The following is a 16,228-nucleotide window of genomic DNA, read 5'->3' as shown; positions in this document are numbered from 1 at the left end:
ATGTCGTCAATTAAGAGATAATAAGCTGGGATGCTTACCGATTATCCTTAAATTTCACCACCACACGCAGTTGACGCTCGGGATGAACGGTCAAATCAACCATCTGGATACGCGCTTCTAAAATCTCACCGTGACCGTAGAACATCATACGACTGATTAAGGTATTACGGTCTTTAGGCACATAGCCGAGCTTTTTGCCCTTGTAAAAAATCGCTACCGCTTCTGAGTCATAAGGATTGGTCGGCTCCGCCAACAAATCCAAATAAGTCCCTGGCTTTAGCTGGTCTACAACCTCTAAGCCATCATAGTAGGCAAAGGCTGCTAAATGAAAATCCTCCACATTGCGACTTGGTTCGTAGCCTGTAAATGTCATGATGTTTCTCCTTTGTAGTCGTTTTTATTAATATTATAGCAGAAAAGGTATAGGCTTGCTATTTAATTATGAATAATACCAACTGTTTACTAATCCAGCAAATCTGAAATTTGTGCCAAGACATAGTCATTATTTAACCAAAAACATTGCTTGGTCATGTAGTCACTAGAAAAGGCCTCCGGTTTATTAGTCCAGCGAGCAGGAACCGGTAACTGATCAGAGTTAGGATTATTAGCAACATAAGATGCTTTTTGAGCATGTGGACGAATGTGGATTGTTCTTCCCTCTGATTTTGAAATGAGATTATTTGTCACACGCCCATTTTGATAAATCAACTGAACACCACGCTTTAAGGTATCAACCGTTTCCTGCCAAGCAGCCTTAACGACACCGTCTAAATCAGCAATGGGCATGGTCCAAAATGTTGCCCCTTTGAAATAATAGATTCCATCCTGATTCTCTTGAAAAATAGCAAAGAAAAATTTCGTGGCATCAAAAATATCTCGAAGAGTCGATCCTTCCCATTCCTCTTCAACCAACTCTTTAAATTTAAAAGCAGGAAAACTCATACTTTCTTTAATGGTCTGCTTATTAGTTACTCGTATGGTCTTAACCGTAATATTGGCCTTGAAAAATTCTTCCGTTTCGTCAAGATTCTTGTCCAACCCCAACATCCGATTAATCAAGAGGGCATTAATCGACTTAGGATAGCTCCCATTACTCTGCTTTGGAATGTCAAACAGATTTGCTAGCTCTTCGACCGATTTGTTTTTGTAAGGGGCAAGTTGATGAATAATATAGTCTTCCAAGCGGATATTTTGTAAAATGGAAACATCCTCAATAAGACGATGACCGCTCTGATACCTTACTTGACGCTCCTGAACCTCATTTTCAAAGGGTTTTAAGCGAATATTGTCATCTTCTCGGCCACCAAAAATAAATTCCCTTAAAATATAGGTCATATAGTTGCTTTTCAAAGAATAGGCCCTTTGCATGGCTTTGGGAGCATTTAGATTCGGATGTTGGTCTCGAACAGATTTGCTATTGGCACCTTTTGTACAAGCACCCAAGTAGAGGGTCAACCCTTCTGATAATTCATGTGCTCGACCCGACTTAATATAATCATGAATTTTCTCCCAGTCCTGTTTGATGATTTCCAGGTCATTTTCAGGAAACTGAAAGAGAGCAGCCTTTAAGATTTGCCAATCTGTCCAAGGTAATTCTTTGTCATGCAGGTAAAACCCAAGTTCCATAAACTGGTTTTTCAACCAAAATGAGGAGGTTTCAAATACCTTGTCGTATTCTTCAATGTAGTTGATAATATTTAATACCAATCGCTCCTTAGCTGAATAGGTACCGTTTTTGAGAATTTTGACGGGCGTGGCCTTTAGCTCTACGCCAGCTTCATACAAATCTGCTCCAGCAATGCTATTTTTATCCACCCCAAACCAAGATTCCCAAGCATCTCCTACTTGGGACTTCTTGCCAGATTTTTTCTCGGGCATATTGGCCATCAGCTCTGCCATTGTCTTCCCAACAGCTTCTAAAGCTCTGTTGTGGATCTGCTCTTTCGTTTGATAACTAACCATACACTTCTCCTGCTACTCTATATTTCCATTATAGCAAATTAAATAGTTGATCGAATGCAAAAAATGCGGTATAATAAAGAAATAAACCTATAGATTGAGGATATGATGAACGTACTTGAATTATTCGCTGGCGTGGGAGGGTTCCGTATAGGGCTTGAACAGGCAGACAAGGATTTTTTCCAAACCAAATGGGCCAATCAATGGGAGCCTTCACGCAAGTCTCAAGACGCTTTTGAAGTCTACGACTACCGCTTCCCAGATAGCAAAAACTTAAACATCAGCATTTCTGATATTACCGACGAAGAACTCGCTATGATGGATGCGGATATGATTGTCGGTGGCTTCCCTTGTCAAGACTATTCTGTTGCTAGAAGCAAGAAGAACGAGCAAGGGATTGAAGGTAAAAAAGGGGTCCTCTTCTGGGAGATTATCCGAGCGACCCGCATTATTCAACCTAAATACCTGATTTTGGAAAATGTTGACCGCCTGCTAAAAGCCCCGTCCAAACAAAGAGGTCGTGACTTTGCCATTATGCTGGCAGCCTTTAACAATCTTGGCTATTCTGTTGAATGGCGGGTCATCAATGCTGCCGAATACGGCCGCAGCCAGCGCCGCCGTCGAGTCTTTTTCTTTGTCTATCGTAACGATACGGCTTTTGCAAAAAAACTAGACCAAGAATTCGAGCAAAACGACCAAGTTTTTGACGAAAAACGCTATGACGATTACATCTATCAAACAGGCCTCTTTGCCACCCAATTTCCAATCAAGCAAACACCTGTTAAACATCGTCAAGTTTACTATGAGTTGACCAATGATATCGTTGAGGTTTCAGATAACTTCACAGGTACTGTTTGGAACACAGGCGTCATGCGACACGGAAGATACTACTCGATTGATACCGAACCAAATTTTGACGGTCAACCGATTACGCTTGGTCAAATTCTCCAAGACGAGTCAGAAGTTCCTCAAAAATACTTCCTGACCTCACCTGAAAAACTGGAAAAATTCCAGTACCTCAGAGGACCTAAGAAAATCGAGCGCACCTCGGCTGATGGCCACACCTACACCTACTCCGAAGGAGGAATGTCTCCCTATGATGACTTGAATTTACCTGGCCGAACCATGCTAACATCTGAGGGAACTGTCAATCGTTCCACTCATCTGCTCTATGTCAATGACAAGTATCGACTCTTAACACCCGTTGAAGCCGAACGCCTCCAAGACTTCCCAGACAACTGGACCTCCAAGAAGAAACTCTCTGACGGAACTATTGTTGACGTCTCTGATAAAATGAGAATGTTCTTTATGGGTAACGCTCTGGTCACAGCTATCGTGAAAAAAATTGGCGAATATATCAAGAGTATTTAATAAAAACATAAAAAAACAACATATGGTGTCCCACGGAACAAGAGACACTATATGTTGTGTTTTTTGTTGTAGTTTTGCACTACTTTTGATATAATTAACATATGGAAAAAGCTGATAGGCGGCAACCTACCAGCTTTCATTAAGAATTAGAAGAGAAGGCAACTTAAGTACTGCACTATTCTAAAACCTACTGTAAAACTATATCAATTTTTGATAAAAAAGTAAACTAACTCAACTAATTCTTTTTCCATAATTAAAATGAAAAGGAAAATGAATGAATAAAATTATTAATCTCAAACATCATGAAATTGATTTTTTAAATCTAGATACCACAACAGATACTAGGCTATTTATAGACCCTACAAAACTTTACTCTAACAACTTGCATCCTATTTTTGGTAAAGCTCACCAAAAAGTTGCACATTTTTTTAGAACAGCATTTAAACTCTACCAACAAAATAACCAAGCTAAATTAAAAGAATTATTCAGTCATTCTCAAGAATGTAACTACATTCATCTTGGTTTATCTAAAGGAAAATCTTTGGGTAAGGGCGCATCTCAAGAAATGCTATTAAAGTTCTTTGAGCTTGTTGCTAAAGCAGATGATAACAGCAGAAAAAATTTACTTACCCTGACCGCTTTATCAATCCTTTCACCAAAATTTGCCGAAGATAGAACCTCTGATTTATTAGTTAGCCTACTAAAAAAAGAAATTGTCGAATATACTCTAGAACAAGCTAGAATTCATGGCATTCCAATTTCTACAAAGAACTATAACTTCAGAGAATATTGGAATAGTGACTCTGAATCGTGGGAAAACCTTGAATCTCCTTATATTCTTGGTGCTGATAATCAACCCTTACTCCTTCTTCCAAAAGTACTCATTACAAAACGTTATCACTTTCAAGTTATTAAATTTATCCGAACAATCATTTTTGTCCCTTATAAAGAAAAACTTGCAGGAACTTTTGGATATCATAAGAATGGTAATGCTAAACCGGTACCAAATCGTTACTTAGAGAAAGAGCTAATAAAGAATCAGTATATAGATTCAAAGAGTAAGTACAAACAATTTGCTCAAGATGAACTATCCAAAAATCCCAGACAGTTTGATAGCTTTTATACAAATATTACTCAGTTTACCAATCGTAGTATCCTGTCCGATGACGAACTTGATGAACTAACCAAGTAATAAAATTTTTAGAATAGTGCTTTAAGTACAGAAATTTTCTGTACTTATTTTCATACCAAAAACCCCAACAATCTGCTGGGGTTTATCGGTTATTGAAATACAGTTTTATCTGCTTACTTCACCAACTTCTCCATTTCTGCAATGCGTGCTTTGGTGGCATCGTATTTGGTTTGGTAGTCGGTTTGTTTGTCTTGTTCTTTTTGGACGATGTCTGGTTTGGCGTTGGCGATGAATTTCTCGTTAGCGAGTTTCTTGGTCACCATGTCCAGTTCTTTCTGCCATTTGGCGAGCTCTTTGTGGAGGCGGTCTAGCTCTTCTTCGACATTGAGAAGGTCTGCTAGCGGCAGGAAGATTTCAGCGCCTGTGATGACGGCTGACATGGCAAGCTCTGGAGCAGCAATAGCTGCGCCAATCTCCAGCTTCTCTGGGTTGGTGAAGCGGGTGATGTAGTTGATATTGGCTTTAAAGAAGGCTTCTAGCTCGCTGTCTGCGGTCTTAATCAGGAGGGTAATCGGCTTGCTTGGGGCGACATTGACCTCAGCACGGGCGTTACGAACCGCACGAATCAGATCTTTCAGGCTCTCGACCTCTGTCGCAGCTCTGCTATTGGCAAAAGAAGCATCCACCACTGGATAAGCGGCTACCACGATACTGCTATCAGAAAGCTGCCCAAAAATCTCCTCGGTCACAAACGGCATAATCGGATGGAGCAGGCGTAAAATGGCGTCAAGGGTGTAGAGGAGGACGGAGCGGGTGATGGCTTTTTCTGCCTCATCGTCGCTGTAGAGGACCTCCTTAGTCAGCTCGACATACCAGTTGGCAAAGTCTTCCCAGATGAAGTTGTAGAGATGGTGTCCAGCGATACCGAACTCAAACTTCTCAAAGGTGTCTGTGACTTTGGCAATGGTCTCATTGAGGTTGTGGAGAATCCAGCGGTCGGTCACGTTGCCAGCTTGGCTCTTAGCGACCTTCTGCACATTGGCACGTGCCTCCTCAAGGGTCAACCCCTCACGATTCATGAGGATATAGCGGGAAATGTTCCAGATTTTGTTGATGAAGTTCCAAGAAGCATCCATCTTCTCGTAGCTGAAGCGAACATCTTGACCTGGGGCAGAGCCGTTTGAAAGGAACCAACGCAGGGCGTCTGCACCGTACTGGTCGATAACATCCATTGGATCAATCCCGTTGCCCAAAGACTTGGACATCTTACGCCCCTGCTCGTCACGGATGAGACCGTGGATGAGGACATTCTTGAATGGGCGGCGGTCAGTAAATTCCAGCGATTGGAAAATCATGCGAGACACCCAGAAGAAGATGATGTCGTAGCCTGTAACAAGGGTTGAGGTTGGGAAGTATCGGTTAAAGTCATGACTGTCCGTATCTGGCCAGCCCATCGTGGAGAATGGCCAAAGGGCAGAGCTAAACCAAGTGTCCAGCACGTCCTCGTCCTGCACCCAGCCCTCACCTGCTGGGGCTTCTTCGCCAACATACATCTCACCAGCTTCATTGTACCAAGCAGGAATCTGGTGACCCCACCAAAGCTGGCGTGAAATCACCCAGTCATGGACATTTTCCATCCATTGGAGGAAGGTATCATTAAAGCGTGGGGGGTAGAAATCAACCTTATCGTCAGTCTCTTGGTTGCTAATCGCCCGTTTGGCCAGCTCGTCCATCTTGACAAACCATTGGGTGGACAGGCGTGGTTCAACGACAGCACCTGAACGCTCAGAATGTCCTACGGAGTGCACCCGTTTTTCGATTTTGACCAAGCTACCAAGCTCTTCTAGTTTGGCAACGACTGCCTTGCGGGCTTCAAAGCGATCCATGCCAGCAAATTCCGCCGCCAATTCGTTCATGGTGCCATCATCGTTCATGACATTGACTTGTGGCAAATCATGGCGTTGCCCAACGAGGAAGTCATTCGGGTCATGGGCTGGCGTGATTTTGACCACACCTGTTCCGAATTCTGGATCGGCATGCTCGTCAGCCACGATTGGAATTGCTTTGTTGATGATTGGTAAAATAACGTTTTTGCCAATCAAGTCCCTGTAGCGTGGGTCTTCTGGGTTGACAGCAACTGCCACATCACCAAACATGGTTTCTGGTCGTGTGGTCGCTACTTCTAGACCGCGCGAGCCATCTTCCAGCATATAGGTCATGTGGTAGAAGGCTCCCTCCACGTCCTTGTGAATCACCTCGATATCGGATAGGGCGGTACGAGCGGCTGGGTCCCAGTTGATGATGAACTCACCGCGGTAGATGAGGCCTTTCTTGTAGAGGTCGACAAAGACCTTGCGCACGGCTTTTGACAAGCCCTCGTCCAGCGTAAAGCGGTCACGCTGGTAGTCCAAGGACAAGCCCAGCTTGCCCCACTGCTCGCGGATAGTGGTGGCGTACTCTTCCTTCCACTCCCAGACCTTTTCTAAAAACTTCTCACGACCGAGGGCATAGCGCGAAATGCCCTGCTCCCGCAGGCGCTCCTCCACCTTGGCTTGGGTGGCAATCCCTGCGTGGTCCATGCCAGGTAGCCAGAGGGCATCATAGCCCTGCATGCGCTTCTGGCGGATAATGATGTCCTGCAAGGTCGTGTCCCAAGCGTGCCCAAGGTGCAATTTACCCGTCACGTTTGGCGGTGGAATCACGATAGAATAGGGCTTGGCTGTCTCGTCACCAGACGGTGCGAAGACATCGGCCTCAAGCCATTTAGCGTAGCGACCAGCCTCTACCTCAGCTGGATTGTATTTTGGTGATAATTCTTTTGACATGGGGTGGTCCTTTCTTTTATTCATTGCCTTTTTTTAAATATATTTACTAAACACTTTTCTCAAGTCATTCCTAATTTGTTCTTTAACATGTTCAATTTCATTTGGATATCCCAATCTTTCTTTAGAAATAGACACATACCTTTTTAAATAGACTTCAACACACCTAAGAGGAAAATCAACCATTTTTTACTGTTTTGCAAATACATTATTAAATCATCTATGTATTGAGTCATCAGTTCGCGATTAATCATTTCATTTTCAAATCGCTCAATATAGCTTCCTATTTCTGTTCCCTGGTAGTTTCTTATATTGCTTATGAAATAGTCTCGCTCTTGTTCAGCTTCCTCACAACTCGTATACCAGCAATCTTTTAAATACTTATTTATTACCTCCAATAATTCAAAAAATATCTCTGGAGTTTGGGCATAGTCTTCTTTACTATCTAAACCAATGGAACGACTCAAGGAGGTTTCAATATTATTTTCTCCAAGTATCACAGATAATTTAAACAGTTTATCTTCTTTTGACGTTATCCAATATTGCGTGTGACTTGAGAAAAAATCTATAAATTTATTGAAAAAAAGTGATTCATAGACTGAATGTTGCAATTGAATATTATATATTTCTATCATATGACTCAAGTTATTTTCAATACTATCATTTAAAATACGTCTTTTTAGTATCTCCCTGATATAATTTAAATCTTCTCCATCAACTATTCTGTAGTGAAGCAAATTGTTTCCAACGTGATATTGAAAATAAATATTTTCATCTAGGTAAGTTCTACACTCAATGATTGCTGACTCAAGTTTATCCGAATCGAATCTAAAAATACAATCTCCAGAAACAGCATTCCCAACAAATTTCTCTTGAAAATTTTCGTTTGCTATGTTTTGATAGTAAATTGTAATGTTAGTAAGGGGGGCACTTTCCCTAATGAATAATCTAATTGCTGAATTTTTTCCTTGTAACTCCGCCAAAAATAACGGTCGTAAAAATGCACGTTCTCGTTCTCGCTGTTCTAAGTATAGTTTCTCTTGTTTCTCTTTCTCTTCTTTTCGTTCGAGCTGTTTATTATGTGATTCTATTGTATTTTGCCAATCAAATAGAATAAAGGTTGTAAAAATTGCAATTGCTGATAAGACAACTTCAAAATAATCTTTGTTGCTATCTGATGAAAAATATAGCTTTAAATATTTAAACAACACCCCCATGATATTCATTTCTGCTAGCAATGGTAGTAAAATAAGAAAGATTATAAAAGCGAGAATTGAAATAATTGCTAGTTTTGTTCTTCTCATTTTTCTTCTTTTCCTCCTTCCCCCACCACCTCCACTTTGACTCCATCAGGGTCTTCACAGTAGAGGGCGTAGTGACTGTCTCCTCCTGCGTAGGGGTAGCGGTCATCGTAGAGGAGTTTGACTCCTCTGGTCATCAAATCCTGCCTGAGTTGGTCAATCTGCTCACGACTGCCACCGTAGAAGGCTAGGTGATTCAGCCCTGTTCGGCAGCGGTGATAGCCTGCATCTAGAAAATCAGCTGACGCAGAACCTCTCGATTGCCTTCAGTTTGAACTATTTCCATTTTGGAAATAGTTGCCTGCTCATCCAGCTCACCTTCTTCAAAAATATGCTTGAGATGCTTGTTAATAGCAGGCACTCCCATACCAAACAGCCGACTCATCTCTTTTGGACTGACCCAAATCGTCTCTCCACGAATAATGACCTGGACGGTCTCCTGCAACTGTTCAGCAGTATAAATCAGGAACTGCAATTCATTCATCAGGACTTCCTCCTTCCCAAACTAAGTTTGATACTCTAAGTTTAGTTCAATGGCACATTTTTCTCCCACTCACTCTTCAGCAAGCCATAGCGGAGGCTAGCACAGCGATTCCCTTGGGCATCCTTACGGTCACGGATGGTTGCTTCTAAGGTAAAACCAAGCTTTTCAGCCAATTTTCGACTAGCTTGGTTGTGATCATAACACGCAATTTCAATCTTATGAAGCTTGAGAAGTGTAAATCCGGCTTCCAAAAAAGCGTGACAAGCTTCGGTCATAAGGCCTTTTTGCCAAAAATCCGGATGTAGAGTATAGCCCATTTCTAGGACATCATCCGCATGGCGCAGGTTAAAATCAACAGAGCCGATAACCTTATCTGTCCCTTTGAGGCAAATCCCATAGCCCGATGGCAAATGATGGTCTGCATTACGTTTCGTCAGAACATGCTCTAAGTAATACACTTCATCTTCAACTGTTTTGACAGGTGGAAAACCTGCTGGCCAGGAGACCTCTGGTAAGCTAGCATATTCGAACACCGCTTCTGCATCTGCAACGGTGCGTTCTCGCAGGTAAAGTCGGTCAGTCTCAAGATTCGGCAGACTGATTTTTTCTTCAGTATTGTGATTGTTGCTCATGTTAGTTCTCCTGGAGTTGATAGAAATCTAGGACAATACCTTCAGGACCTTGAACAATTAGGGAATATGTCCCCCAGTCAGTCCTCGTTGGTGGATTCAGAATCATCTCTCCCGATTCTTGAAGGGCCTGATATTTCACATCTACATCTTCTATTTGAATGTGCAGAATAATACCAGATTGGAACTGCTCCAATGGGATAATCGCTTTATCCGATAGCATCAGACAATGGCTACCGACAGTGAACTGAGCAAAATGCTCATCTTTATAATCTGCTACAAGACCAAGCAATCTCTCCAACTGTTCACTAGATTGACTAACATGACTGACAACAATATCTAATTGATTTAAATCCATCACAATTCTCCTTTTCTAGATTAATATCGGTTCCAAATTCATCAGTTTACAGTTTTCACTCCGTTCAAACTGCATCCATATCTCTAAACTCTGCTCAGTTGCTATGCAACTGGCACTCACTAAGAGATATGGAAAATCCCCATCCAGCTTGCGCTAGATAGGGACGAAGTTCTGTTACGATTTCCGCGGTACCACCCAAATTCGGGCTTGTACCCGCAACTTTGTTTGTTCAGTTTTAGACATCAGCAACCAGTTTTGACCAACTCGCGGATTTCTCAGCCTCACCACTTTCTGTACAGTTGTTTTCTCAAAACACCTCTGATGGGTTAATTCTATCATCTTTTTAACAGAATAGCAACACCTATTGCCCAAAAAATCAATATTTTCTAAACCGTTGGTAACGGGCTTCTAATAACTCTTCTAACGGCAGTTGGCGTAAGTGGTCAAGTTCCTTAATCAATTCACTTTTCAGTGTAGCGACAACTTCATTTGTAAATTGCCCATATTCGGGGATAACCTTATCCACGACATCCAGCTTGAGCAGCTCATAAGAGGTGATTTTCATAAGCTCAGCCGCCTCCATGGCACGGCTGCCATCTTTCCAGAGAATAGAAGCAAAGCCTTCTGGCGAAAGCACCGCATACATAGAATGCTCCAGCATCCAAACCTTGTCCGCCACTGCTAGAGCCAAAGCTCCACCAGATCCACCCTCACCGATGATGATGGCGATAATCGGCACTTTTAGGTCACTCATCTCCATGAGATTGCGGGCAATAGCTTCTCCCTGTCCACGCTCTTCTGCTCCGACACCTGGATAAGCGCCCGCAGTATTGATAAAGGTAATAACAGGGCGACCAAATTTCTCCGCCTGCTTCATAAGACGCAGGGCCTTGCGGTAACCCTCTGGACTAGGTTGGCCAAAATTACGGTCCAGATTGTCCTGAAGGTTTCTTCCTTTTTGGATACCAATCAAGGTCACAGGCTGACCTGCCAATCGACCGACACCTCCAACAATCGCCCCATCATCTCTGAAATGCCGATCACCATGCAGCTCCATAAAATCATCCAGCAAGAGCTCAGCGTAATCCAGAGCGGTCAAGCGAGCTTGGTCTCTGGCCTGCTTGATGATGTTTCCGATGTCACTCATCGCACACCTCCATGTAGACTAATTAAGCGACCGATGGTCTCACGCAGGTGCTGCCGCTTGACGATCGCATCGACAAAACCATGCTCCAAGAGAAACTCTGCCTTTTGGAAATCATCGGGTAGCGTTTCCCGTACAGTACTTTCAATGACACGCCGTCCTGCAAAGCCAATCAAGGTCTGCGGTTCGGCTAAGATGATGTCCCCTTCCATGGCAAAGCTGGCTGTGACCCCACCTGTGGTCGGATCTGTTAGAATCGTCAGGTAAAAGAGCCCTGCATTGGAATGGCGTTTGACAGCAGCTGAAATCTTGGCCATCTGCATGAGGGACATAATCCCCTCTTGCATTCTAGCTCCTCCAGAAGCCGTAAAGAGGACGACTGGTAAGCATTCTTGCGTCGCATGCTCAAACAGACGGGTAATTTTCTCACCCACGACCGTCCCCATGGACGCCATGATAAAGTGAGAATCCATGATTCCCAGTGCCACTTTCTGTCCCTCAATCATAGCGGTCCCTGTCATCACTGCCTCATCCAGACCAGTCTTTTCACGGGTTGCCTGTAATTTTTCCATATAGTGAGGGAAGTCCAAAGGATTCTTGGTCTCAATCCCTGTAAACAGTTCCTCAAAACTCCCCTCATCCACTGTCAGGGTCAAGCGATCGTGCGCTGTAATCCGAAAGTTATACTGACAAGATGGACAAGTCTTTTCTAGCCCTAAATCCTTCTGATAAATGGTCTGCTTGCAGGCAGGGCACTTGGAAAATAGTTCGTCTGGCACCTCAGGCTTGACCTGTGGACGGACTTCTCGGGCAAAGCGATTGGGGTTGATACGGATATATTTTTCTTTTCGTGAAAATAAAGCCATTCTTCCTCCTTTTTAGCAGAGAGGCAGTCGAGACAAAAGTCCTGGCCTCTTAACACTATATTGTTTATTGTACAAGACGCAGTGGTTGACTGGCCTCTAACTCGCTGATAAATCAGCTTTTACAGTCCTAGTCAACTGTGCGGAGGTGGGACGAAAAGATCGAATTTCTTCGAAATTACCGATTTTTGTCCCACTCTCTTCTCGTGTGTATCTTCCTATTTTAGTCATGAGTGGCTTGGTAATGCGGTAAAAATTCTTCCATCAAGTAGGCGGTGTCATAATCCCCTGCCACTACTCGCTTGTCCGCAATCAAGTCCAGCTGAAAGTCTGTATTGGTCACAACCCCTTCAATCTCCAGCTCATAGAGGGCCCGCTGCATCTTCATCAGAGCTTCAAACCGATTGGCCCCATGCACGATGACCTTGGCAATCATGCTGTCATAGTAAGGCGGAATGGTATAGCCGGGGTAAACAGCTGAGTCAACCCGCAAGCCCACACCACCACTGGGCAGGTAGAGATTGCGAATCTTACCAGGGCTCGGTGCAAAGTTGAAGGCTGGATTTTCAGCATTGATACGGCATTCAATGGCATGACCTGTGATGGCGACCTCCTCTTGGGTCACCGATAACGGCAGTCCTGCTGCGATGCGGATTTGCTCCTTGACGATGTCTACACCTGTCACAAATTCCGTCACGGGGTGCTCGACTTGGACACGGGTATTCATCTCCATGAAGTAAAACTCACCCTTAGCTTCGTCTAAGAGAAACTCGATCGTTCCTGCATTTTCATAACCAACGGACTGAGCTGCACGCACTGCTGCCTGCCCAATCTTGTGGCGCATGGTTTGTCCAATCGCAATAGACGGCGCTTCTTCAAGGACTTTCTGATTGTTTCGCTGGAGCGAACAGTCCCGCTCGCCCAAGTGAATCACCTGCCCTTGCTTGTCTGCGAGGATTTGAACCTCAATGTGACGAGCTGGATAGACCACTTTCTCCAAATACATGGCACCATTGCCAAACGCTGCCTTGGCTTCTGACGAGGCTGACTCAAAGGCAGGAACAAGATCTTGAGCCTTTTCGACCTTACGAATCCCTTTGCCGCCACCACCAGCTGACGCCTTGAGCATGACTGGATAGCCGATTTTCTCCGCAATGGCTAGCGCCTCCTCAGCAGAGAAGACCTCTCCATCTGAACCAGGAATGACAGGAACACCAGCCTTGATCATCTCGGAACGGGCATTGATCTTATCCCCCATGGTATCCATGACGGCACCAGATGGACCAATAAACTGAATGCCTACCTCTTCACACATGGTCGCAAACTTGGAATTTTCACTTAAAAATCCAAACCCGGGGTGAATGGCTTCTGCACCTGTCACAACTGCAGCAGATAACACTGCATTGATATTCAGATAGGAGTCGATCGATTTGGCAGGTCCGACACAAATCGCCTCATCTGCCAAGAGCACATGAAGGGCGTCTTTATCCGCCTGCGAATAAATCGCCACCGTTTCAATTCCCAATTCTCTCGCTGCACGAATAATCCGTACCGCAATTTCGCCACGGTTGGCGATTAAGATTTTTTTGAACATACTTTTCTCTCTTTATGGCAGTTTCGCAAAGGGATTTCCCTTAACTAAACGATTCCAATGAAAACTTTTCTATCGCAGTAGCTGTTGGGTCGTTCACTTCGCTAGGCTTGTGACCAACCTGCTCCTTTTCCGATTTTCAGACTCGAACCTTCCAGAGTCACTTAACTGACTCTGGAAGTCTTGCGGGGATAGGACAACAACATCGAACGCTCTGCGTTAGCGATTTCTGTATTCTCGCTTTCTGATTTTCAGGCTCGAACCTTAAACAGTCCACTGGACTGTTTAAGCCCCAATCGCAAAGGTCAGCGTCCCGCTCGCTGCCAGCTTGCCATCGACTTCGGCTTTGGCTTCAACGACTGCAATCGTGCCACGGCGTTTGACAAAGGTCGCTGTCATGACGAGCTGATCTCCAGGAACGACTTGTTTTTTGAATTTGACCTTGTCCATGCCCGCATAAAAGACCAACTTGCCCTTGTTTTCAGGCTTGGACAACTCCAAAACACCTGCGGTCTGCGCCAAGGCTTCCATGATGAGGACACCCGGCATGACTGGATATTGGGGAAAATGCCCATTGAAAAAGGGTTCATTGATGGTCACGTTTTTCAATGCGACAATCGTATCGTTTGTCATCTCCAGCACCCGATCCACCAAGAGCATCGGGTAGCGGTGAGGCAGCGCCTCTTTAATCTGGTTTATATCCATCATTTGATGCGCACCAATCCTTGTCCAAATTCGATGACCGCTTCATTGGCCACCAAGATCTCTGTGACAACCCCATCACGTGGAGCTGGCACTTCATTCATCACCTTCATGGCCTCGATGATCATCAGGGTCTGTCCCTTCTTCACACTGTCCCCGACGGCCACAAAGGCTGGCTTGTCTGGAGCGGGCGACAGGTAGGCCACACCGACGAGCGGGCTCTCCACCACTTCCCCTTCGGCTTGTGCTGTTGGGACAATGGCAGAGCTAGCAGTCGCAGGCTCATCTAGGGGAACGACTGGCGTTTGCGCTTGGGGGGCAGCATTCGCCACCGTAGGCTGAGCAGCTGGTGCCACAGCCAAAGCGCTGCCTTCATTTTTACTAAAGGCAAGCTCATCGCTGCCATTTTTATAAGAAAATTCACGGAGACTTGAGCTGTCAAACTGTGCCATTAAGTCTTTAATTGCTGCTAATTCCATTAGCCCTCCCATTTCTTAAATGCAATGACTGCATTGTGACCACCAAAGCCAAAGGTATTGGAAATGGCATAGCGAATAGCCATATCTCGACCTTGTCCATAGATGACATCCGCCTCAATGTAGTCAGATACTTCTGTCGTACCAGCCGTTTTCGGCGCATGGGCATGTTTCATCGCTTCGATAACAGCGATAGCTTCCACCGCACCCGCAGCTCCCAACAAATGACCTGTAAAGGACTTGGTTGAGGACACAGGCGTATTGGTTCCAAAGACAGAAACGATCGCGCCGCTCTCGCCCTTCTCATTGGCAGGAGTAGAAGTCCCGTGGGCGTTGATGTAGTCCACATCTGCTGGCTCGATGCCTGCTTCTGCAAGCGCCAACTTCATAGCTTTAATAGCCCCCAAACCTTCTGGATTCGGCGAGGTCATGTGGTGGGCATCGCAGGTATTGCCATAACCCACGATTTCCGCCAAGATTGTAGCCCCACGTTTTTGGGCATGTTCCAGACTTTCCAAGACCAGAACACCTGCACCTTCACCCATGACAAAGCCATTTCGGTCCTTGTCAAAAGGAATCGACGCGCGAAGCGGGTCTTCGGTCGTGGACATAGCGGTCAAGGCCTGGAAACCACCGATGGCAAATGGCGTAATGGCTGCTTCTGAACCACCAGCCAGCATGACATCTTGGAAGCCGAATTTAATTTCACGAAAAGCATCCCCCAAGGCATCATTGGACGATGCACAGGCCGTAATCACACACTTGCAGACCCCATTGGCACCAAATCGCATGGCGATATTTCCTGCTGCCATGTTTGGCAGGGCTTTTGGCAGAGCCATCGGGCGAATCCGCTTGGGACCCTTGGTGTTCATTCGCTCCACTTGTTGCTCGATTTCCAAAATCCCACCGATACCGGTCGACAAAATCACTCCAAAGCGGTCTCTATCTAACGTGTCTGGCGTCAAGCCTGCATTGGTGACTGCTTCTTCTGCCGCATAGAGAGCATAGAGCGAGTAGTCATCGTAGCGATTGGTGTCTTTTTTCGTAAAGTATTTGTCAAAAGGGAAATCCTTGATTTCCGCGGCATTATGGACACTGTATTCGCTCGTATCAAACTTGCTAATCTTGCCAATACCGACCTTGCCTGTGTATAGGCTGTTCCAAAATTCTTCTGGCGTGTTCCCGATTGGGGAAGTAATACCGTATCCTGTAACGACGACACGATTGTTTTTTGTCATGGTGTTCTCCTTTTTGAACTGTACGATTTTTACAACTGTCACATTAACGAGACGCAGTGGCTGAGTGCTTCAGGATGTTTGCGCCTTGAAGGCGAGAAATCGTGAGTTGCACAACTCAAACAGCCTGAAGATGGCTGTTTGAGGTTGTGGATAGAGCG

15 protein-coding genes and 1 pseudogene are annotated in these 16,228 nt (G+C 44.8%); 2 read left to right on the top strand and 14 right to left on the bottom strand.

What is annotated here, in order from left to right; all coding sequences use genetic code 11:
- Nucleotides 1-34 precede the first annotated feature (34 nt).
- Both ACERC8_RS02285 and ACERC8_RS02280 read right to left on the bottom strand, forming a co-directional pair.
- Nucleotides 35-373, bottom strand: coding sequence for an HIRAN domain-containing protein (locus ACERC8_RS02285; RefSeq protein WP_373658286.1), 339 nt, complete (start codon nt 371-373; stop codon nt 35-37).
- Nucleotides 374-462: 89 nt separating this feature from the next.
- Nucleotides 463-1,962, bottom strand: a complete 1,500-nt coding sequence (locus ACERC8_RS02280; protein ID WP_373658285.1) for a MutH/Sau3AI family endonuclease — start codon at nt 1,960-1,962, stop codon at nt 463-465.
- A 105-nt stretch (nt 1,963-2,067) separates the two neighbouring features.
- Between ACERC8_RS02280 and dcm the strand changes: the two genes are divergently transcribed.
- A complete protein-coding gene (gene dcm / locus ACERC8_RS02275; RefSeq protein WP_373658322.1) occupies nt 2,068-3,330 on the top strand; it encodes a DNA (cytosine-5-)-methyltransferase in 1,263 nt (420 codons plus the stop codon).
- Nucleotides 3,331-3,604: 274 nt separating this feature from the next.
- The gene (locus ACERC8_RS02270) at nt 3,605-4,522 is read left to right on the top strand and encodes a hypothetical protein (RefSeq protein WP_373658284.1); all 918 of its coding nucleotides are present in this window, start codon (nt 3,605-3,607) and stop codon (nt 4,520-4,522) included.
- 113 nt (nt 4,523-4,635) lie between these two features.
- Here the strand turns inward: ACERC8_RS02270 and ACERC8_RS02265 are convergent, their stop codons facing one another.
- The 12 genes and pseudogenes from ACERC8_RS02265 to fabF form a co-directional block, all read right to left on the bottom strand.
- Entirely contained in the window at nt 4,636-7,287 is a 2,652-nt protein-coding gene (locus ACERC8_RS02265; RefSeq protein WP_373658283.1) for a valine--tRNA ligase, read from the bottom strand.
- Nucleotides 7,288-7,430: 143 nt separating this feature from the next.
- Entirely contained in the window at nt 7,431-8,588 is a 1,158-nt protein-coding gene (locus tag ACERC8_RS02260) for a hypothetical protein (RefSeq protein ID WP_373658282.1), read from the bottom strand.
- A pseudogene (locus ACERC8_RS02255) lies at nt 8,585-8,824 on the bottom strand (VOC family protein); the annotation flags it as partial. The pseudogene ACERC8_RS02255 and the gene ACERC8_RS02260, both read right to left, overlap by 4 nt.
- Complete coding sequence (locus tag ACERC8_RS02250; RefSeq protein WP_373658281.1) at nt 8,815-9,069, bottom strand: hypothetical protein; 255 nt, start codon at nt 9,067-9,069, stop codon at nt 8,815-8,817. The pseudogene ACERC8_RS02255 and the gene ACERC8_RS02250, both read right to left, overlap by 10 nt.
- Before the next feature lie 41 nt (nt 9,070-9,110).
- Nucleotides 9,111-9,701: a GNAT family N-acetyltransferase gene (locus tag ACERC8_RS02245; RefSeq protein ID WP_373658280.1), complete on the bottom strand. Its 591-nt coding sequence runs from the start codon at nt 9,699-9,701 to the stop codon at nt 9,111-9,113.
- A gap of 1 nt (nt 9,702) precedes the next feature.
- Nucleotides 9,703-10,056 (bottom strand): VOC family protein, encoded by a 354-nt coding sequence (locus ACERC8_RS02240; protein ID WP_373658279.1) that lies wholly within the window; start codon nt 10,054-10,056, stop codon nt 9,703-9,705.
- 376 nt (nt 10,057-10,432) lie between these two features.
- On the bottom strand, nt 10,433-11,203 hold the full coding sequence (locus ACERC8_RS02235) for an acetyl-CoA carboxylase carboxyl transferase subunit alpha (protein ID WP_373658278.1): 771 nt from the start codon (nt 11,201-11,203) through the stop codon (nt 10,433-10,435).
- Nucleotides 11,200-12,066 carry an acetyl-CoA carboxylase, carboxyltransferase subunit beta gene (gene accD, locus ACERC8_RS02230; protein WP_373658277.1) on the bottom strand — a complete coding sequence of 289 codons (867 nt, stop codon included), beginning with the start codon at nt 12,064-12,066 and terminating at the stop codon, nt 11,200-11,202. Before accD ends, ACERC8_RS02235 begins: the two co-directional genes overlap by 4 nt.
- Nucleotides 12,067-12,286: 220 nt before the next feature.
- Complete coding sequence (gene accC, locus ACERC8_RS02225) at nt 12,287-13,657, bottom strand: acetyl-CoA carboxylase biotin carboxylase subunit (protein ID WP_373658276.1); 1,371 nt, start codon at nt 13,655-13,657, stop codon at nt 12,287-12,289.
- Between the two features lie 282 nt (nt 13,658-13,939).
- A complete protein-coding gene (gene fabZ, locus ACERC8_RS02220; protein WP_373658275.1) occupies nt 13,940-14,362 on the bottom strand; it encodes a 3-hydroxyacyl-ACP dehydratase FabZ in 423 nt (140 codons plus the stop codon).
- Entirely contained in the window at nt 14,359-14,835 is a 477-nt protein-coding gene (gene accB / locus ACERC8_RS02215; RefSeq protein WP_373658273.1) for an acetyl-CoA carboxylase biotin carboxyl carrier protein, read from the bottom strand. The genes fabZ and accB overlap by 4 nt, the downstream gene beginning before the upstream one ends.
- Nucleotides 14,835-16,070, bottom strand: coding sequence for a beta-ketoacyl-ACP synthase II (fabF, locus tag ACERC8_RS02210; protein ID WP_373658272.1), 1,236 nt, complete (start codon nt 16,068-16,070; stop codon nt 14,835-14,837). Before fabF ends, accB begins: the two co-directional genes overlap by 1 nt.
- Between the last annotated feature and the right edge of the window lie 158 nt (nt 16,071-16,228).

This window comes from Streptococcus sp. E29BA, from assembly GCF_041807805.1.
Lineage (GTDB): Bacteria > Bacillota > Bacilli > Lactobacillales > Streptococcaceae > Streptococcus > Streptococcus entericus.
Note: the sequence above shows the minus strand (reverse complement) of the source record. Positions and strands in the feature narration are given on the sequence as shown.